Genomic DNA, 20,242 nt, shown 5'->3' on the forward strand with positions numbered 1-20,242 from the left:
CCGGCGAAACCCGAAAACCGCCGCTTTTGTGCCCAAAACACTTTTAAAGCGGGCAAAAAAACAGGGGCGGTCGCCCGCCCCCGTCGTACACATCGATAAAATGCCGTGCCTGTGGCTTAGCCGCCTATCAGGCTGCGGATCTGCCGGTTGGCAACCGTGATCATGGCAAGGTCGATCTGGCCAACGGCACGCAGCTCGTCGATCAACTGGTCACAACGCTGTGTGCCCCGCTGATGATTTGCCACCCATTGTTCAACCGCATCGGCACCAATGGCACCTTTGCCGTCTTCGGACAGAACCACACGGGTCAGTTCACGCTGATGGCCAAACAGGTCATCAATCGCGGCATTGCGGGCCAGTTTCTGCCAATGGGTTTCGGCTTCAACCTTGTCGGCAGCCGTGCGCAGAATGCCAAGCTGGAAGCGCGAACCAACGGCAAAATAGGTCGCCCCGACATCGAGAACATCGCGTTCGGATGCTTCGGCAATGCGCACGATGTCACAAACGGCAACCATTTGCGGCATGGCGGCAACGCGTTTTGCCAGATCTTCGGGCACACCCTGCTTTTTCAGGTGATCAACCCGTTGTTTCAGGCTGTTGCGAATGGCGGCATCACCGGGGATGATTTCGTCAAACGCTTCAATCACCCGCATCACCTGCGGACGGAACCGTTCGATCTTGGACCCGACATTCAGTTCCTCGCAATTGCGCAGGAACCAGAGGGTCACATCCTCGACCATACGACCGACATCCTTGAACATTTCGGTCTGCACCTGGGCAGCAACGACATTGTCCAGGGTTTCGATCCCCGCCCAGATTTCACGAAGGCCAAAAACGGCCCGCGAAATCAGATAACCGCGCGATACATCAACCGCCGAGAAACCGGTAGCTTCCATCATGTCATGGACAAAAGTGCCACCAACACGGTTCACCAGGCTGTTAATGCCCACCGTTGCGATGATTTCGCGCCGCAGACGATGGTTCGATACCGCATCGGCATATTTCTTGCGCAAGGCGGTCGGGAAATAGCGCACCAGTTCTTCGACCAGGATCGGGTCATCGGGCAGGTCGGAATTCAGAACCTCGTCATACAGCCACAATTTGGCATATGGCATCAGCACCGAAATTTCCGGCCGGGTCAGACCTTCATGGGCGTTAAAGCGGCGGGTGATTTCCTCTTCATCGGGCAAAAATTCGATTTCCCGATTAAGGCGGCCTTCACGCTCCAGCATACGGATCAGACGAACCTGCGCATCAAGCGCATCACCACCACCGGCAAAGATGTTGGAAATGGCCTGGCTTTGCACATAATTGTCGCGCTGAACCAGTTCGCCGACCTCTTCGGTCATGTCTTCAAGCAGCTTGTTACGCTGCTTTTCCGTCATGTCCCCATTGGCAACGACTTCGCCCAGCAGGATCTTGATATTGACCTCATGGTCAGAGCAGTTCACCCCGCCGGCATTATCGATGGCATCAGTATTCAGACGGCCATCTGAACGGGCATATTCAATACGACCGCGCTGGGTACAGCCAAGGTTTGCGCCTTCGCCAATCACCTTTGCCTGCACATCGCCACCATTGATGCGAATGGCATCATTGGCACGGTCCCCCGCATCGGCATTGGTTTCGCTGCCAGCCTTGATATAGGTGCCAATACCACCAAACCACAGCAGTTCGACCTTGGCTTTCAGGATGGCTTTCATCATGTCTGCCGGGGTGACTTTGTCACTGCCCAGGCCAAGCACCTTGCGGACTTCCGGTGACGGGTCAAGGCTTTTGGCGCGGCGGTCAAAAATGGCGCCGCCCTTTGACAGAAGCTTTTCGTTGTAATCAGCCCAGGTCGAACGCGGCATTTCAAACAGGCGTTTGCGTTCGGCAAAGCTGGTTGCAGGGTCCGGGTCAGGATCGACAAAAATGTGCATATGGTTGAAGGCACCGATCAGACGGATCTGTTCGGACAGCAACATACCATTGCCAAAAACATCACCCGACATGTCGCCAACACCGACAACGCTAAAGGGTTCCTGCTGGATATCCTTGCCGATTTCGCGGAAATGCCGTTTGACCGATTCCCATGCACCGCGTGCGGTAATGCCCATTTTCTTGTGGTCATAGCCCTGCGATCCGCCCGATGCAAACGCATCGTCCAGCCAGAAACCATAATCACGGGCAACACCATTGGCGATATCGGAAAATGTCGCCGTGCCCTTGTCGGCAGCCACCACCAGATAGGGGTCATCGTCATCAAGGCGACGGACCCGTTCCGGGGCAACCACGGCACCGGCAACGATATTGTCGGTAATATCAAGCAGGCCGCGCATCAGGGTTTTGTAGCATTCGATGCCTTCTTCAAGGAACGCTTCGCGCGATGCATCAACCGGCGGCCGTTTAACGACAAAGCCGCCCTTCGAGCCAACCGGCACGATCACCGCGTTCTTGACCATCTGCGCCTTTACCAAGCCAAGGATTTCGGTACGGAAATCTTCCTGGCGGTCGGACCAGCGAATACCACCACGGGCAACAGGGCCACCGCGCAAATGCACGGCTTCAACACGCGGAGAATAGACAAACACCTCGCGCCAGGGGCGCGGCAGGGGCAGGTCTTCGACCTCGGCGGAATTGAACTTGATCGACAGATACGGCTTGGGATTGCCATCTTCGCCAACCTGGAAATAGTTGGTCCGAAGGCTTGATTGCACCAGATTGAGGAAAGCCCGCAAAATGCGGTCTTCATCCGGGTTCATCACATCATCAAGGCGCGCAAGAATGTCGCTTTCGATCGCGGTAATTTCGGCCTCCAGGCCAATGTCGCGGTCCGGGTCAAAGCGGGCAATAAACAGTTCCACCAGCGAAGTCGCCAGTGCAGCGTTATTGGCCAGCGTCTTTGCCAGATAATCCTGCGAGAAGGCCGAACCGGTCTGGCGCATGTAACGGGCATAGGTCCGCAACACAACAACTTCGCGCCAGTCAAGGCCACCAAGCAGCACAAGGCGGTTAAAGGCGTCGTTTTCAACTTCGCCATGCCACATGCGTACAAACAGTTCCTGGAACTTGTTGCGCACTTCATGAAGCACGAATTCGCCGTCAACGGTAACGCCAAAATCATGAATGCGAACACCCACCGTGCCATCCCGCGGGGTTATGGCAAACGGGTTTTCCGTGATCACCTTCAAACCCATATTTTCCAGCATCGGCAACACATCGGACAGTGGAACCGGGGCAGCAGGGTTATAGATTTTAAAGCGCAGTTCGTTTTCGGCCGCTTCAATCGGTCGATACAGGTTGACCCGCAAATCGTTCGATTTCAGCACTTCTTCAAAACGTTCGATATCAAGAACCGCGGTATCAACCGAAAAACGGTCCTGATAGTCGGTAGCAAAGGAATCGCCATACCGGCGATAAAGGCCAAGGCCCTTTTCCTCGCCCATTTCACGCACCAGCACCTGGCGCATGGTGTCGTTCCAGTCGCGGGCGACTTCGACCAGGCGTTTTTCAATGTCCTGAACATCATATTCAGGCAGTTCGCCGGGCGTGGTTTTCACCAGCACATGCAAACGCGCCAGCGGTGAATCGCCGATCTGGGTATAATGGGCGGAAACCTTGCCGTTAAAGGCTTCTTCCACCACGCGCTGGAAATTCATGCGCAATTTGGTGGTGAAACGGTCGCGCGGGCAGAAAATCTGGCAGGATACAAACCGTTCAAACGCATCCCGGCGCACAAACAATGCAATACGCTGGCGTTCCTGCAAATGCAGAATGCCCATGCAGATGTGATAAAGGTCGTCCAGTTCGATCTGGAACAGTTCATCACGCGGGAAGGTTTCCAGGATATTGACCAGCGCCTTGCCGTCATGGCTGTTGGGCGGAAAGCCCGCAAGTTTGACGGTTTCTTCCAGCTTCATGCGCAACAGCGGAATCAGCTTCGGGCTGAGGTTATAGGCAACCGAGGTAAACAGGCCGACAAACAGATGCTGGCCAATCACCTTGCCGGTTTCGTCAAACTGTTTGACGACAACGGTATCAAGGTGAACAGCCCGGTGAACGGTGGACTGTTTGTTGGCTTTGGTCACCATCAGAAGGTTCGGCTTGGTGACGAAATCCTGCACCTCGGGCGAGAGTTTGCCCAACTGGCGCAGTTCATCAAAAATATGCGTACCTTCACGGCGCAAAATACCAAGCTGGCTGTCAGTATTGACTTCAACCTTGGCTTTTTTGCCTTCACCGCTGAATTTGTATTCGCGGTAACCCAGCATGGTGAAGTGGTCGTCATAAAGCCATTCAAGGAAATCACGGGTTTCCTGAACGGCATCTTCGGAAATTCCTTCGGGCGCCTGTTCAATCTGGGTAAGGACATCCTTTACCCGCGACATCATTGGCTGCCAGTCCTGCACCGCAAGGGCAACATCGGTCAGGACATCTTCAAGGCGATCATGGATGGCCTGAAGGGTGTTTTCGTCTGTCTGTTCGTCGATTTCAACATGCATGACCGATTCACGCGGCGCATCCGAATCGTCTACACTGCTGACAGACTGTAATACGTTATTGTCATCTCGCGCGATTCGAATAATCGGATGGATCACCAGATGGACGGTGGCATCGAATTCGTTCAGCGCCGAGGTTACCGAATCCACCAGAAATGGCATGTCGGTATTGATAATCTCGATCACGGTGTGATCGGACTTCCAGCCATGTTCCTCGAGATCGGGGTTATAAACCCGGATCTTGGCTGATTTGTCGCCCGGGCGCTTCTGTGCGAATTTGAAAAGCGTCAGGGCAGCGCCATAAAGCGTATCCACAGAACGGCCCGCCATATCGTCAGGTGGGACATTCTTATAAAAAAGGCGAACGAATGCTTCTGCATCCTTCGCCACATCGCCTGCCAGTCGCAGGTGAATTTGCTCGACAACTTTGTCAATGACTTCCCGTTTCGGGTCGTCGGTTCGGGCTTTCATGTCGTATTTCCCTTTTTGTCAGTCCTGTTTGCCAGAACTGCCTGCACCGGCCTTTGCGACCGGTACCAAACACCTCGGATTATCGCTTTTGCATTGGGACTCCGGCGGCGCCAAAGTGGGAAAGAAAAACACACGAAAACGCCGCCTTCATCCAGACTTACACATAGCTTATCAGGTGCCCAAAAACTACGTCTGGAATGCAAAAAAATTGATTTTTCAATCGGTTCGGGTATGTGCCCAGCGCATAGGTAAAAAATTATTGTCATTTAAATTTGGCGTTTGCTGCAGCGCAAACCGATTTAGACTTTAATCTGGCACAATCTTTTTAGAAACTTTCGCAATTGCAGCGAAAGTAGAAACCGAAAAGGGGTAAAAGATGCTGGCTGGAAAAAAAGGACTGGTGATTGGCATCGCCAATGACAAATCGATCGCCTATGGCTGCGCGAAGGCATTTCAACGCGATGGGGCCGAACTGGCCGTCACCTATCTGAACCAGAAAGCTGAAAAATATGTGCGCCCGCTGGCCGAAGAAGTCGGCGCATCGATCATTGCCCCGCTTGATGTATGTGATGAAAGCCAAGCCGATGCCCTGTTTGACGAAATCGAAAAAAAATGGGGCAAGCTGGATTTTGTTCTGCATTGCATCGCCTTTGCCCCGGCCGATGACCTGCATGGCCGCGTGACGGACTGTTCGCGTGAAGGCTTTCTGACCGCCATGGATATTTCCTGCCATTCCTTCCAGCGCATGGCAAAACGTGCCGAACCCCTGATGCGCGACGGCGGTGCCCTTTTGACCGTCAGCTATATGGGGTCGGAACGCGTGATCGACCATTACGGTATCATGGGGCCGGTCAAGGCAGCCCTGGAATCGGCAACGCGGTATATGGCAGCCGAACTTGGCCCGAAAAACATTCGCGTTCATGCCATTTCACCAGGCCCGCTTCTGACCCGTGCGGCATCGGGCATTGCCGAATTTGACAACCTGATGTCCCAGGCACGCACCCGCTCCCCCGAACATCGCCTGGTCACCATTGATGAAATTGGTGATCTGGCATCGTTCCTGGCCAGCGAACGTTCCAGCGCCATTACCGGCGACGTCATTCATATTGATGGTGGCTATCACATTATGGGCTGATCGCGGTGCCCCGCCTGATGCGAAAATGCAACGCATGCATGCCCGCTAACAGGCGATTTGCCAGATTAACCCAGAAAAAATAATGGTGCCCGATCCGTGGTCACCTGATGAACACGCCAGCAGGCTTATAACCAGCCTGCTGGCATTTTTTATGCCTTGTTTTATGCCCAAGGGTGCATTGCGGGCCAAATGCCAGAAGGGGCATTTGCGCGCGCGATGTCGATTATCATGCAACGCAACAGGCCTTTTAAACGGTCATTGGCCACATAATAGCCCAACTTCTGCAGGATCAGGCAATCCTTTGCGCGGATCGGTATACCGCACCGCACACATGATCGGGTAATTTACAATTATTACAAACGCGACCAGACGGAGCAATCAATGCCCAAAACATGGTTTATTACAGGTGCCGGCCGTGGCCTTGGCGCCGAAATTACCCAGGCTGCACTTGATGCCGGCCACCGCGTTATTGGTACGGCACGTAACCGCGAAAATCTGGCACGCAAATTCATGTCGGCTGGCGACCGTCTTCTGGCCCTGACCCTGGATGTTACCGATGAAAGCCACGCCAAAAGCGCGGTTTATGCGGCATCGGCGAAATTCAGCAAAATTGATGTTCTGGTCAATAATGCCGGTTACGGCCATTTCGGCCTGTTTGAGGATTCGTGCAGCGAAGATGTGCGGTCACAATTCGACACCAATGTATTTGGTGCCATGAATGTCACGCGCGCCATTCTGCCCACCATGCGGCGTCAGCGCTCCGGCCTGATTTTCAATCTGTCATCAGTGGCGGGTCTGCGTGGTGGAGCCGGTGGGTCGCTATATTGCGCCAGCAAACACGCCATTGCCGGCTTTTCGGAATCACTTGCCAAGGAAGTCGCACCTTTCGGGATTCGCGTAACCATTGTCGAACCGGGCTTTTTCCGTACCGATTTTCTTGATCCCTCGTCCGTTCGCTATGTCGAAAGCCGGATCGAGGATTATCAGGATGCCGCCCTGAACCTGCAAACCACCTATGGCGCCTATAACCGCCAGCAGCCCGGTGACCCGCGCAAGCTTGCACAAACCCTGGTGCGGCTATCGAATGACGAAGAACCGCCGCTGCATTTTCCGGTCGGGCCGGATGCGGTTGAAATCATGTCCGCCAAAATCGCCAACCATCAACATGAACTTGACCAATGGCGCGATCTTTCAACATCAACAAATTACTGATTACAGACTAAATCAACCTTGCGACCATTGTCATTACAGCAGCAATCCCCGGCAAATCATCGCTTCACGCGTTAACTAAAGCCCTTTGCCCTTAATCTGGCTCATTTTGCCGCTGCCATTTGTTGCCCGGCAAGGAGAAGTCCGCAGGGCGTAATGGTTTTACGGCCAAGGATTTCGACGTAGCAGGGCGACAAATGACAGCGGCCCGAAGGGTTTCATTTCGGCGGCTTCTGACTGTGTTACATCACTTGCACGATGCACCACATCGCGCTGCGTGATGTGCCTTGCCAGAAGACACGCCGAAATGAAACAAAATGAACCAGATTAAGGGCAAAGGGCTTTAACACATTCAGACAGCTTAACGGCCCAGTATCCGATTGACCGATTCCCTTGCCGCCGGGCTCGGAAGGGCCGGCTTTGCTGCCAGCAATTCGGGTACCTTATCGGCCGGAACAGCAGGCGAGAAATAAAAACCCTGTAGCGCATCACAGCCAATCGCCTGCAGGAATTCCACCTGTGCGACGTTTTCAACCCCTTCTGCCGTGGTGGCAAGGCGGGTGGCACGGGCCAGTTCGACAATGGCCCGAACCATTGCCTTGTCACTGTCAGACTGATCAAAACCATGAATGAAGGTTTTATCGATCTTGATACGGTCCACATCAATCTGGGTCAGGCGGCCCAGCGATGAAAAGCCGGTGCCAAAATCATCCAGCGCAACCTTCACGCCCATTTTCCGAATGGCTTTCAGGTTTTCTTCGCAGGTACCTGCCGTAACAACGGCCGTTTCGGTTACTTCCAGTTCCAGCCGTTCAGGTGCCAACCCGGTTGCCGACAGAACGGCAGCCAGCTTTTTCACATAATCCACATCCTGCAATTCAATGATGGAAACATTGACAGCAATGGATTGTTCCGGCCATTTCAGGGCCGCCTCGCACGCGGTTTGCAGCACATATTGGCCAATATCGCGAATCAGGCCGGATTCCTCGGCCACAGGAATGAAAAATTCGGGCGATACCCAGCCGCGCGCCGGATGCTGCCAGCGCATAAGGGCTTCAAACCCGGTCAGGACACCGTCAACTGCATTATAGACAGGCTGGTAATGCACACGGAACTGATCCAGCGACACCAGGGCTTCGCGCAAATCGGTTTCAACGCGGCGGCGATTACGCAGCAACACGTCCATTTCCACATCAAAACCGGCAAAATCGTTCCGGCCATTCATTTTGGCGTGGTAAAGGGCAACATCGGCCTTGCGCAGCAATTCGTTGCGATCACAGCCATGTTCAGGCGCAAAGGCATAACCGACACTTAAACCAACAAAAAGCTGCTGCCCCTCAATATTAAAGGGCATGCGCGCCAGTTCGATCAGGCGGCGGCAAAAACGCTCTACATCCTCGCGCTGGCGAATACCGGTCAGCATCAGGGTAAATTCATCGCCCCCGACACGGGCAACCGCATCGCGTTCCCGCGAAAGCGACGTCAGGCGACGGCCAAATTCATAAATCAGCTTATCGCCCAGGGTATGACCAAACGAATCGTTGACCTGCTTGAAGCCATTTAAATCAAGAAACAGAAGTGCGATCCCGGATTTCCCTGCCGGATCAAGCTGTTCCAGTTCCTCATCTACCCGCTGGTTAAAATGCACGCGGTTTGGCAGGCCGGTAAGCGAGTCATGCATCACCATATGGCGCATTTTGGCTTCGGTCGCGTACTGGCTGCTCAGGCGGCGATGCATCAGCGTCATGAAGCCAAACACAATCATCACCAAACCAACGCTCAGCACCACCAGCATCGGCGAGATATAGGCCATCACGGTGGAACCGGGCCGATAGGGCTGCCAGACAAAATAGCCAATCGTGCGGCCATCACTTGTGATCATCGGATAGGTGTTTTCTGCCCCAACCGCATCATTGACCGACGAAAACCGCAAATGCTCGAACAGGTATTTACGTTCCAGATCGCTTAGATATTCCGGGGCATCAAGCCGCTGAACCGCGACATGCAAAAACTCGCTGCCCGCTTTTTGCCGGATCTTGCCGGTATCCGATACGATGGGTTTGACGCTGATGATGGATGGGTGACCATCGACCATATCCAGGGCGATTTCGCCCAATGTATTGCTTTTGGGGTCTGCCGGCTCTTCGCCATCGCGCATACGCTGGCGCAGGCGATCGACCATGGGATACAAAATCGCCTCGAATGCCGGGTCAATATGGGCTTCAAGCCCGCTTTGCTCGCGAAAGACAAGGACGGGAATATCACGGGGATCCAGCACGTAAAGATCGGCGAATCCGTAATAATCATGCATCCACGACCCAAGATTATTGTTCAGCCAGGCCGTATCCCAGGCCCGGGCCGCCACAACCGACTCATCCCAGACCGTCGTGCTTTCCTGTTCATAGGGGATCAGGCGGCGTGTTTCGCTTTGCGACTGGTCAAGCAGGTAAAGCTGGCGCGCGGTTGCGACCCGGTCGGCTTCGCTGGTTGCCCAATACACCAGAAAGAATCCGGCAATTCCGATAATCAGAACCAGAAGTACCGCCGGAAGGGTCCGTGTAAGTAAAAAAGTTCGGCTGGAAATGACGGGCTTCCTTGGTTGGCGGGGCAAAATGCGAAATTCGGGCTGGAACATTCAATTGCGAAACAGAAATTACCACAAAACGGTCAAATAAAATATACAATCGGATAGGATTGTGAAAATTACTGATAAAACAGGCACATATCCCCTGCCCTGCACATCCCAATGGATAGGTGCATCGAAATTGCCGCGCCCAACAACATCGAAAGACAGCGTCTTTCCCGTGTGTGCAGCACCCCGAATTGCAGGAAAATTTATATGGTTATGAAAATAACCCGATTAAAGATGCCAAAACGTCAAAAGGCACCAAAACAAAAGGTCGCCCCGAAGGACGACCTTTGTGAACTTTCATTATGGAGCGGGCGATGAGATTCGAACTCACGACCCTAACCTTGGCAAGGTTATGCTCTACCCCTGAGCTACGCCCGCATCATAATGAAAGCGGTATTTAACAGAACCGATGGAGCGGGCGATGAGATTCGAACTCACGACCCTAACCTTGGCAAGGTTATGCTCTACCCCTGAGCTACGCCCGCATTCATCAGTCTTGTGTGTTCCCCTTGGGGAGCGGCGCGGATAATAGCCCAAGAACGAGTGATTGCAACACCTTTTTTGATGAAAATGTAACATCGTGAAAAATGGCGGATTTCCAGCGTTTTTTATCGGTTTTTTGCGTCATCCGGGCTGCCACCCGAAATTTTTATGCTATTGTGCCCGCCAAATAAATTTCAACACCCCAACCATAACGGAAATAATATGGACGATCCATCTACCCCGTTGTTTGATTATCTGGAAAAATTGGGAATCGACGTCAGCACGGTCGAGCATGCACCGCTTTTCACCGTCGAAGAATCGCAGTCACTGCGTGGCGATCTTCCGGGTATGCACAGCAAGAACCTGTTCCTGAAAGATAAAAAAGGCGAACTTTGGCTGGTTGTTGCCGAAGAAGACCGTGCCATCCGTCTTAATCACCTGCACAAGAAGCTGGGCTGTAACCGCCTGTCATTTGGCAATGCCGATTTGCTGCTTAAGGTTCTGGGTGTTGTTCCGGGTTCGGTCACACCCTTTGCGCTGATCAATGATACATCAAAACAGGTGAAGGTTGCCTTTGATGAGGCCTTTTTTGCCAGCGAAGATACGCTGTTGAATTTTCACCCGCTGCGCAATGACCGCACCACCGCAATTTCCCCGGCCGGCCTGCTCAAATTTGTAACCTCGCTGGGCTATGCGCCACAAATGCTCAATCTTGAAGACGAAATTGCGCAAAGCGACTGAAAAACAGTTGCATTCGCGTTCGTTTAACCCAGATTGCAGGGGTTGCACGCGCTACTTCGCCATATTGCAAAGATGTAATCTAAATCGCACCCTCTTGTCCTTACGGATAAGAGGCATCATTTAAAATACGACTAACAGCGAGTAACCTTATCATGTCTCTTATTCTTGATCCCAACTCCTCAGCCCCAGCCGCGCCAGCCGGGGCCGATTCTGACCTGATCAAGGATTCCGGCATCGAAACATTCATGCAGGATGTTATCGAACCCTCGATGGAAGGCCCCGTTGTTGTTGATTTCTGGGCGCCCTGGTGCGGCCCGTGTAAAACGCTGACACCGACAATTGAAAAGATCACCCGCGAAGCTGGCGGGCGGGTCAAACTGGTTAAAATTGACATCGATAAAAACCAGGACCTGGCCATGCAATTGCGCATCCAGTCAGTTCCGACGGTTTATGCCTTCAAGGGCGGCCGGCCTGTGGATGGTTTCCAGGGCGCGCAGCCCGAAAGCGAGGTTCGCGCCTTTTTTGAACGCATCGTTGGCGGCCCGATCGAAAGCCCGATCGAAATTCTGCTGGAAAAGGCCCACGAAGCCCTGGCAGCGGATGACGCCACGACCGCCTATGGCCTTTATGGCAATGTGCTGGAACGCGAACCGGAAAATGATACAGCCCTTGGCGGCGTTTTGCGCTGCATGGTGGCGATGGGCGAAGTTGAACATGCGCGCGGCTTTGTCGATGACATGGATGACCGCACCCGCCTGAAAGGCCCGGTTGCCGCCGCTATCAGCGCCCTTGAACTTGCTGAATCCGGTTTCAGCAGCGCAGACCTGGATGCGGCCCGTGCCGCAGCCGAAGCAAACCCCGACGACCTTCAGGCAAGGTTTGATCTGGGAATGGCCCTGTTTGCGGCCAACAAACGCGATGAAGCCGTGCAGGCCATGATCGCCATCATCCGCAAGGACCGCGGATGGAATGACGACGGGGCACGCGCCCAGCTTATCAAATTTTTCGAGGCTTGGGGCCCGATGGATCCGGCAAGTGTTGCCGGCCGGCGCGCCCTTTCAACGGTACTATTTGCATGAACATTTGCGGCCCATTTGATCCTGATTTTTCTGAACTGCCGGCTACCCTTCCGGTATTTCCGCTGAGCGGCGCCCTGTTGCTGCCCCGCGGTCATTTACCGTTGAATATTTTTGAGCCGCGCTATCTGAATATGATCATTGATGCCCTGGGCCGCGACCGCATGATCGGAATGGTGCAGCCGCGCCATTCCGAAGACCTTGGAAACAGCAATGACAACGAAGCCGATAATTCACCAGCTTTGTTTGATACCGGCTGTATTGGCCGCATTTCGGCATTCAGCGAAACAGACGATGGCCGCTTCCTGATCACACTTACCGGTGTATGCCGGTTTGACATTGCCCGTGAACTCCCGCTGGCCAAAGGCGGCTACCGTGCCGTCGAATGCGATTATTCGCGCTGGCGCGGTGACCTTGATTACGCCATTTCCTCGACCGATCAGCCCTTGAACAGATCACGCCTGCAACGCGCACTTGATGCCTATTTTGCCCATCATTCCCTGCGTTCCTGCTGGGATACGATCAGCGATACCGACGATGAAATGCTGGTAACAGCCATTGCGATGGGCTGCCAGCTTGATCCACTTGAAAAACAGGCTTTGCTGGAATGCCCAAGCCTGTATGATCGCGGCAATATGCTGACGACATTGCTGGAAATGGCATGCCATCCCCAAACCAGTAAGGCCGCCGGTAACTAGGGTGCGACAAGGATGACGGCAGCCGGTTTTATTTCCCCTTTGCGGGAATGCACCGCGCCGCAAGGACAAGGCAAAAATACATGACGACCGCAAACCAAAGCCCGGTTGATCCGAAACTGCTGGAAATGCTGCTATGCCCGGTAACCAAGGATACGCTGGAATATGACCGGGAAAACAGCGAACTGATCAGCCGCAAGGCTGGCCTTGCCTATCCGATCCGTGATGGCATTCCCATCATGCTGCCCGACGAAGCCCGCGTCATCGAAGACTGACAGGCTAGCAATTATGACCGGCAACGCTTTTACGCCCAGCCACCTCCCGGTCGAGATAAATTATCTCAAAGACGACCGGATACTGGAAATTATCTGGGATGATGACCAAACCACCCGCCTGAGCGCGGAGCTTTTGCGCGTCGAAAGCCCATCTGCCGAAGTCCAGGGGCATCACCCGTCTGAAAAGCGGATTATTTCCGGCCGCAAGCATGTCGGGATTATCGATATCGAGCCTGTTGGCCAATATGCGATAAAAATTACGTTCGATGACCTGCATGACAGCGGCATTTACAGCTGGCATTACCTGCGCGAACTGCACGAAAACCAGGACAGGCTCTGGCAGGCTTATGAACAGGCGCTGAAAGAACGCGGCCTGTCTCGCGAGCCCCGCAAACCAGCCTGACCGCTCGCCGGTCCCTTGCGACTGTGACCGCATGAAATGCAGTCACCTGCGCACGCGCACGGTGCTATGAAGGACCTAGGCATCCAATCGCCACATCCCGCTGGAATGTGCATATAATCTGGCGCATTCGCGATGTGAGCGAGCCACAAACAAAAAGACCGCCGCAGAGGACTGCGACGGTCTTTTTTGCATCTGTCCCCGAAAGAACAATTAGAAGCGGTAACCGATACCGATACCGAACAGCCACGGATCAAGATCCGCATCAGCTTTAACAGTGCCTGCACCAGTGTTGACCGAAACGTCGGTGTTCAGGAAGATCTTCTTGACGTCAACGTTCAAAGACCACGGACCAGAGATGGCATAGTCAAAACCGGCCTGGAATGCATAACCAAAGCCATTGTCATATTTGACTTCCTGGAACTGACCCGGCTTGGAGTCATAGAAGAACGTGTAGTTGACACCAGCGCCGATATACGGGCTGAAACGTTCTTTGCTCAGGAAGTGGTACTGCAGGGTCAGGGTCGGCGGCAGCAGACGGACGCTACCCAGATCAAGATCCGAAGCACCAGTGTTCCAGCTTACATCATGTTTGGACGTACCAGCGATCAGCTCGAGTGCGATATTGTCGGTAATGAAATAGGAAAAGTCGAGTTCCGGGATAACGTCGTTATCAACGTTGCCTTCACCGCCAAGCGAATCACTTTTGATGTTTTCATCCGGAACAACGCCGACGATACGTCCACGGACCAGAATGTCGCCAGCGGACTTGCCTTTAAAGCCCATATCGTCAGCCGAAGCCGGAGCGATCGAAGCAGCAGCAGCCGCAACCAGAATAGCAGCTGCACCGGCAGCTTTAAGAGTATTGATCAGTCGCATAATATGGACTCCCCTACGTCAAAGAATTGATCGAGGCGGAGCATCGTGCAATTGGGACGCAAAAAGCTTGACCCACATCAAGAAAACCACATGAAATCATGTGTCTTTTAGAACGATTTTCAACTGTTGTCGTGTAGTTAAGGTTTTCCGCCACTTTTTGCAGTGGCAAATTTGTCACGTTCTCGAAAAAAGACTGTTAAAAAAGTCTCACGGCTAAAATTTCAGGCGATCGAACGTGCAATTTAACCGCGAATCGCATGACCACGGTTCATTTATTTCCCAAGAATCCATTTTCCGAACACACACTCGCAAAACCGCAAACACCGGATTCCATCCCTGCCGGGATCATTCGAGCCATCATAGTTTTGAAAAGTTTTAATTTTTAAGGGTTCGACGAAAACCCAACCATTGGCCAAGCGAACAATCCCACCCCCAACACCACCGACCAATGATCAGTCATCCTGCCCCCCGAGATCTCGCAGGCCACAAAGCAAAAGCCCCGCGTCACACAACGCGGGGCTTTTATCCCAAGTCGGAAAATGGAATTTCAGGTGCCTTAAATCGACTTGCCCTGCATCAACAGCGGCAATGTCCCGGCATATCCCATGGCATGCGACATAAAGGTACGTTTCAGGGACGGTATTTTCTGCACCACAGCCAGGCCAGCATCGCGGGCCAATCGCACTGGCGCAATGTCATTGGAAAACAGGCGGTTTGTGGCATCGGTTACTGCCAGCATCACGGTGTTATCGAACCGGCGCCATTGTTCATATTCCCCCAGAACATCCTGCATGCCGATATCCCGGCCCAACCGCCGCGCATTGACCAGAATTTCAGCCAAAGCCGCCACATCACGAATACCCATATTCAGGCCCTGCCCGGCAATAGGATGCATGCCATGCGCAGCATCGCCAATCAGGGCAATGCGGGCATCACTATATTGATAGGCATGCTGCAAGCCGAGCGGATAACAAAAACGCGGGCCGATCACTTCAAGATCACCCAGATACCCATCAAACCGCTGATGCAGTTCGTCGAGGAAAACCTCGTCGCTTTGCCCGACCATATAATTGGCAAAGGCGGTTTCTTCGGTCCAGACGATGGAAGAACGGTTTTCCGTCATCGGCAGAATGGCAAACGGGCCTGCTGGCAGGAAATGCTCCACCGCAACACCATTATGCGGGCGTTCATGTTTAACGGTGCAAACAATCGCGCTTTGCTTATAGCTCCATTGATAGGTCTTGATCCCCGCCCATTTGCGAAGCGGGGAATTACGCCCTTCCGCCCCAATGGCAAGCGGTGCGCTAACAATCGTGCCATCCGCAAGGGTCAAAACCATTGCGGCACTGTTGCGCGAAATTTCAGCAACCGATGCCGGCGCCATCAACGTAACCAGGTCATTTTCGGCCATGGCACGATAAAGCGCCTGGCGGGTAACCCGGTTTTCAACAATATAGCCCAGCGCCTCGCCACCCACATCACGATGGTCGTAATGCAGGTAAAGCGGGCTTTTGCCATCGGCAATGCGGATATCAATAATCGGCTCTGCCGCATCCTGCATATATTGCCAGACACCGGTAACATCCAGAACAGCACGCGACGCCGCAGCAATTGCACAGGTCCGCCCGTCATGATTGGCCGCCAGCAGAGTTTGCGGATTTTCGCGGTCAATCACCACGCTGCGCATGCCGCCATGTGCCAGGGCCATTGCCATGCTGGCACCTGCCAGGCCACCGCCCAGAATAATCGCATCAAAATGAAGAACGCTGCTATCCGTCATCTGTATTGACCCTGTTCTGATCATCCCTGCCATATAACGCGCAAACCTGAAGGCAATCCCGCCGCCCTGTCGGGCGATATCGGGTGGCATTACCCAACCAGCATTTATGCATCGCACTGCAATGTGCGCCGTGCCGCATACGGGTTGTGCAGTGCAACTGCCTATCGCGCCAGTATGGCCAAAATCAGTCGCACCATAGGGCGGCAAAGCGCCTTTCGCCAGTCTTATCGCCAATTATATGTACGGATAGTATCGCCCTAAGTTCATGCGAATACTGAAAAAATGACTCCTGCCACAAAACTGCCCATATTTGATGCAGTTTTAATCAGGCGGCAGTTTGTTTGCACAAAATATGCGCGCCCACGTTGACGGGCCTTTTCCCGCATTCCCGCCCAAATTTTTCAAAAATCATTCATAATCAATGCCTTATTCGATGAATTTCGAATCTGGCACGATTCTTGGTTTACATTCCGTGACTGCGAAATCGTGATTGCCACTCTGGTGGTCAACGGATGTGCCGGGAGGTCGCATATTATGAAATTGGTTACTGCTGTTATCAAACCGTTCAAGCTCGACGAAGTTCGCGAAGCGTTAAGCGCGCTTGGTGTTCAGGGTCTGACGGTCACCGAAGTCAAAGGTTTTGGCCGCCAGAAAGGTCAAACCGAAATCTATCGTGGCGCCGAATACATGGTCAGCTTCCTGCCGAAGGTAAAGCTGGAAGTCGCGATCACGGATAATCTGGTCGATCAGGTTGTCGAAGCCATCACCAAAACGGCTCAGACCGGAAAAATCGGGGACGGCAAGATTTTCGTTCTCGACGTAAGCCATGCGGTTCGTATCCGCACCGGCGAAACCGGCGACGACGCCCTGTAAGCCCGGAGACAAGGGGAGACATTATGAAAATCTCGATGAAAAATACTGGCCTTGCCGGTCTAATTGGGGCAGCCACTCTGGCGATGATCGAACCGGCCTCTGCACAGGATGCAGCCGCCGCTTCCGGGGTTTCGGCAGAAACCGGCTACATTTTCAATACTTTCAGCTTCCTGATCCACGGCGCACTCGTCATGTGGATGGCAGCAGGCTTTGCCATGCTCGAAGCTGGCCTGGTACGTTCCAAAAACGTTGCCACCATCCTGCTTAAGAACGTCGCGCTGTTTGCCGCAGCAGGCATCATGTATTACCTGGTCGGCTACAACCTGATGTATGCAGGTGTTGATGGCGGCTGGATCGGCAGCTTCGGCATCTGGGGTGCAGACGATTCTGCTGCTCTGGCTGGTGATTTCAGCGCCGGTTACGCGTCCACTTCTGACTGGTTCTTCCAGATGGTCTTCGTTGCAACCGCTGCTTCGGTTGTTTCGGGTACTGTTGCAGAACGCATCAAACTGTGGCCGTTCATGATTTTCACCGTGGTTCTGACCTCGGTTCTCTATCCGATCACCGGTTCCTGGCAGTGGGGCGGCGGCTGGTTGTCCGAACTGGGCTTCTATGACTTCGCCGGTTCGACCCTCGTTCACTCGGTCGGTGGCTGGGCCGCTTTGACTGGTGCGATCATCCTTGGTGCACGTAAAGGCAAGTTCGGCGCAGACGGTTCGGTTCACCCGATGCCGGGTTCCAACCTGACCCTTGCGACCATCGGTACCCTCATCCTGTGGCTCGGCTGGTTCGGCTTTAACGGTGGCTCGCAGCTTGCCATGAGCAGCGCTTCGGACGTCATCGCCATTGCCAACATCTATGCCAACACCTCGATGGCTGCTGCTGGTGGCGTGATCGCCGCAATGATCCTGACCCAGATCCTTTACAAAAAGGTCGACCTGACCATGGCACTGAACGGTGCACTGGCTGGCCTGGTTTCGATCACTGCCGGTCCGGACACCCCGTCCATCGGTGCGGCCATCATCATCGGTGCAATCGGTGGTATCCTGGTCGTCATCGCGGTTCCGCTGGTTGACAAATGCAAGATCGACGACGTTGTCGGCGCTGTCTCTGTCCACCTTGTTTGCGGTATCTGGGGCACCCTGGCTGTTCCGATCACCAATGCCGACGTTACCTTCGGTGCACAGCTGACCGGCGTTGTCGCCATCGGCGCCTTCACCCTGGTTACCTCGGCCATCGTTTGGCTGGTCCTTAAATTTACCATCGGTATCCGCCTGTCGGAAGAAGACGAAGCAATGGGTACCGATACCGCCGAACTGGGCCTCGAAGCCTATCCGGAATTCGGCAAAGGTTCGCAGCGCTTCTAAGATGCTCTGCACAACAATTTCCTGACGGATGCTTACGCATCCTACCTGTCAGACCAACTGACCCGCCCTTGTGGCGGGTCTTTCTTTTTTGTGCTGCCTTTTTAGGCAGCCTTCTGGTCACTCGGCAGGCATATCGCACAATGATGTGTCGATTACCCCAAATGCAAATCCTTCCAGCGTTACAAGGCAACCTTTTGTTTTAAAACAACGTTCTCCCACCGAACGCCCTATTGGCACAGATATTGATGTGGGCGCCGCGCCAAGAGGAAACGTCATAAACAAAAACAGAGGTCGTCTCATGGAGGCTTTTCAAACTGCCTCGGACGTATTTTTTGTGCTGATGGGGGCCATTATGGTCCTTGCCATGCACGCAGGTTTCGCCTTTCTTGAGGTCGGAACCGTTCGGAAAAAGAACCAGGTAAATGCCCTGGTCAAAATCATTGTCGATTTTGCCATATCGACCATTGCCTATTTTTTCATCGGTTATGCCGTTGCGTATGACGTAACTTTTTTCAGCAATGCCAATGTGTTATCGGGCAAAGAACTGGTCGATGGCCAGCTTGCCTTTGCCACCAGCGGCTTTGATCTGGTCAAATTTTTCTTCCTGCTGACATTTGCAGCAGCCATTCCGGCCATCATTTCCGGCGGGATCGCGGAACGCGCCAAATTCTGGCCGCAGCTTATTGCCACCGCCGTTCTGGTCGGGGTATTTTACCCGCTGTTTGAAGGCATTGTCTGGAATGGCAATTTCGGCATTCAGGAAACCATCACCGACATGTTCGGCGTGCCGTTCCATGATTTTGCCGGTTCAATTGTGGTTCATGCCGTTGGCGGCTGGATCGCACTGGGTGCGGTTGTTCATTTAGGGGTTCGCAAGGGCCGCTATAGCAAAACCGGCGGGCTGATTGGTATTCCGCCGTCCAATATCCCCTTTCTGGCGCTGGGATCCTGGATTTTGTGTGTCGGCTGGTTTGGCTTTAACGTGATGTCGGCGCAATCCGTTGGCGGTATTACCGGCCTTGTCGCCGTCAATTCGCTGATGGCCATGGTCGGCGGCATTCTAACAGCCCTGATCGCCGGGCGAAATGACCCGGGCTTTGTCCATAACGGTGCGCTGGCCGGTCTGGTCGCGGTCTGTGCCGGGTCCGATGTCATGCATCCGATTGGCGCGCTCATCACCGGTGGTCTTGCCGGTTTTCTGTTTGTCTGGGGGTTTGAAAAATGCCAGGCAAAATGGAAAATCGACGATGTTCTGGGCGTCTGGCCGCTGCACGGCATGTGCGGGCTTATGGGTGGCATTGCCTGCGGTGTTTTCGGGCTGGAGGCCCTTGGCGGCGCGGGTGGCGTTTCCTTTGCATCACAGCTTGTCGGCTCGCTTGGTGGGGCAATTTACGCCGCAATCGCCGGATTCGTTGTTTATGGCGTGCTGAAAAATACCATCGGCATTCGCCTGGATGACGAGGCCGAATATTACGGCGCGGACCTTTCGATCCATAAAATCACCGCCTATCCCGAGGATGACGTCAAGGCAAGCTAAGCCCGGCCCATCTCATTTAAAAAGCCCGGAAACCGCACATTTCCGGGCTTTTTACGTATTTGGACACCCCGCTTTAAATCTTTCTTTGTACTTTTCCATTAGGGGTAAACTAAGTGTGCTTTCCGGGTGCGTTTCAGGCCATGGCGCAAATGCTGCCGCAAATTTGGCCATGTTTCGGCTCAGTCATGCATACGGTGTTCCGGCCAAC

Annotated in this window: 14 protein-coding genes and 2 tRNA genes; 10 read left to right on the forward strand and 6 right to left on the reverse strand. The window is 53.7% G+C overall.

Annotation, left to right across the window (positions count from 1 at the left end; genetic code table 11):
* Window positions 1-116: 116 nt before the first annotated feature.
* Window positions 117-4,952 (reverse strand): NAD-glutamate dehydrogenase, encoded by a 4,836-nt coding sequence (locus CSC3H3_RS18120; RefSeq protein WP_101285739.1) that lies wholly within the window; start codon window positions 4,950-4,952, stop codon window positions 117-119.
* A 376-nt stretch (window positions 4,953-5,328) separates the two neighbouring features.
* Between CSC3H3_RS18120 and fabI the strand changes: the two genes are divergently transcribed.
* Window positions 5,329-6,087 carry an enoyl-ACP reductase FabI gene (fabI, locus tag CSC3H3_RS18125; protein ID WP_101269039.1) on the forward strand — a complete coding sequence of 253 codons (759 nt, stop codon included), beginning with the start codon at window positions 5,329-5,331 and terminating at the stop codon, window positions 6,085-6,087.
* A 381-nt stretch (window positions 6,088-6,468) separates the two neighbouring features.
* Complete coding sequence (locus CSC3H3_RS18135) at window positions 6,469-7,299, forward strand: oxidoreductase (protein WP_101285741.1); 831 nt, start codon at window positions 6,469-6,471, stop codon at window positions 7,297-7,299.
* A 358-nt stretch (window positions 7,300-7,657) separates the two neighbouring features.
* On the opposite strand, the gene CSC3H3_RS18140 is transcribed toward CSC3H3_RS18135, so the two are convergent.
* From CSC3H3_RS18140 to CSC3H3_RS18150, 3 genes are all read right to left on the reverse strand, one after another.
* On the reverse strand, window positions 7,658-9,796 hold the full coding sequence (locus CSC3H3_RS18140) for a putative bifunctional diguanylate cyclase/phosphodiesterase (RefSeq protein WP_245881178.1): 2,139 nt from the start codon (window positions 9,794-9,796) through the stop codon (window positions 7,658-7,660).
* 435 nt (window positions 9,797-10,231) lie between these two features.
* Window positions 10,232-10,306: transfer RNA gene (locus CSC3H3_RS18145), tRNA-Gly, on the reverse strand.
* 32 nt (window positions 10,307-10,338) lie between these two features.
* Window positions 10,339-10,413: transfer RNA gene (locus CSC3H3_RS18150), tRNA-Gly, on the reverse strand.
* Window positions 10,414-10,633: 220 nt separating this feature from the next.
* Between CSC3H3_RS18150 and CSC3H3_RS18155 the strand changes: the two genes are divergently transcribed.
* The 5 genes from CSC3H3_RS18155 (at window position 10,634) to CSC3H3_RS18175 (ending at window position 13,601) form a co-directional block, all read left to right on the forward strand.
* On the forward strand, window positions 10,634-11,152 hold the full coding sequence (locus CSC3H3_RS18155) for a prolyl-tRNA synthetase associated domain-containing protein (protein WP_101285743.1): 519 nt from the start codon (window positions 10,634-10,636) through the stop codon (window positions 11,150-11,152).
* A gap of 152 nt (window positions 11,153-11,304) precedes the next feature.
* Window positions 11,305-12,231: a thioredoxin gene (trxA, locus tag CSC3H3_RS18160; RefSeq protein ID WP_101285744.1), complete on the forward strand. Its 927-nt coding sequence runs from the start codon at window positions 11,305-11,307 to the stop codon at window positions 12,229-12,231.
* Window positions 12,228-12,926 (forward strand): LON peptidase substrate-binding domain-containing protein, encoded by a 699-nt coding sequence (locus CSC3H3_RS18165; RefSeq protein ID WP_101269029.1) that lies wholly within the window; start codon window positions 12,228-12,230, stop codon window positions 12,924-12,926. The genes trxA and CSC3H3_RS18165 overlap by 4 nt, the downstream gene beginning before the upstream one ends.
* Window positions 12,927-13,006: 80 nt before the next feature.
* A complete protein-coding gene (locus CSC3H3_RS18170; protein WP_101269027.1) occupies window positions 13,007-13,198 on the forward strand; it encodes a Trm112 family protein in 192 nt (63 codons plus the stop codon).
* Window positions 13,199-13,211: 13 nt separating this feature from the next.
* Window positions 13,212-13,601, forward strand: coding sequence for a gamma-butyrobetaine hydroxylase family protein (locus CSC3H3_RS18175; RefSeq protein WP_101285745.1), 390 nt, complete (start codon window positions 13,212-13,214; stop codon window positions 13,599-13,601).
* A 210-nt stretch (window positions 13,602-13,811) separates the two neighbouring features.
* On the opposite strand, the gene CSC3H3_RS18180 is transcribed toward CSC3H3_RS18175, so the two are convergent.
* Together CSC3H3_RS18180 and CSC3H3_RS18185 are read right to left on the reverse strand one after the other, a co-directional pair.
* Entirely contained in the window at window positions 13,812-14,477 is a 666-nt protein-coding gene (locus CSC3H3_RS18180; RefSeq protein ID WP_101269023.1) for an OmpW/AlkL family protein, read from the reverse strand.
* 556 nt (window positions 14,478-15,033) lie between these two features.
* Entirely contained in the window at window positions 15,034-16,257 is a 1,224-nt protein-coding gene (locus CSC3H3_RS18185; protein ID WP_101285746.1) for a UbiH/UbiF/VisC/COQ6 family ubiquinone biosynthesis hydroxylase, read from the reverse strand.
* A gap of 534 nt (window positions 16,258-16,791) precedes the next feature.
* Between CSC3H3_RS18185 and CSC3H3_RS18190 the strand changes: the two genes are divergently transcribed.
* The 3 genes from CSC3H3_RS18190 to CSC3H3_RS18200 all read left to right on the forward strand — a co-directional run bounded on the left by CSC3H3_RS18190 (window position 16,792) and on the right by CSC3H3_RS18200 (window position 20,034).
* Entirely contained in the window at window positions 16,792-17,130 is a 339-nt protein-coding gene (locus CSC3H3_RS18190; protein ID WP_073955310.1) for a P-II family nitrogen regulator, read from the forward strand.
* 23 nt (window positions 17,131-17,153) lie between these two features.
* A complete protein-coding gene (locus CSC3H3_RS18195) occupies window positions 17,154-18,497 on the forward strand; it encodes an ammonium transporter family protein (protein WP_101269019.1) in 1,344 nt (447 codons plus the stop codon).
* Between the two features lie 298 nt (window positions 18,498-18,795).
* Window positions 18,796-20,034: an ammonium transporter gene (locus CSC3H3_RS18200; RefSeq protein ID WP_101285747.1), complete on the forward strand. Its 1,239-nt coding sequence runs from the start codon at window positions 18,796-18,798 to the stop codon at window positions 20,032-20,034.
* The last annotated feature ends 208 nt before the right edge of the window (window positions 20,035-20,242 follow it).

The sequence above is a fragment of the Thalassospira marina genome, from assembly GCF_002844375.1.
Classification (GTDB): domain Bacteria; phylum Pseudomonadota; class Alphaproteobacteria; order Rhodospirillales; family Thalassospiraceae; genus Thalassospira; species Thalassospira marina.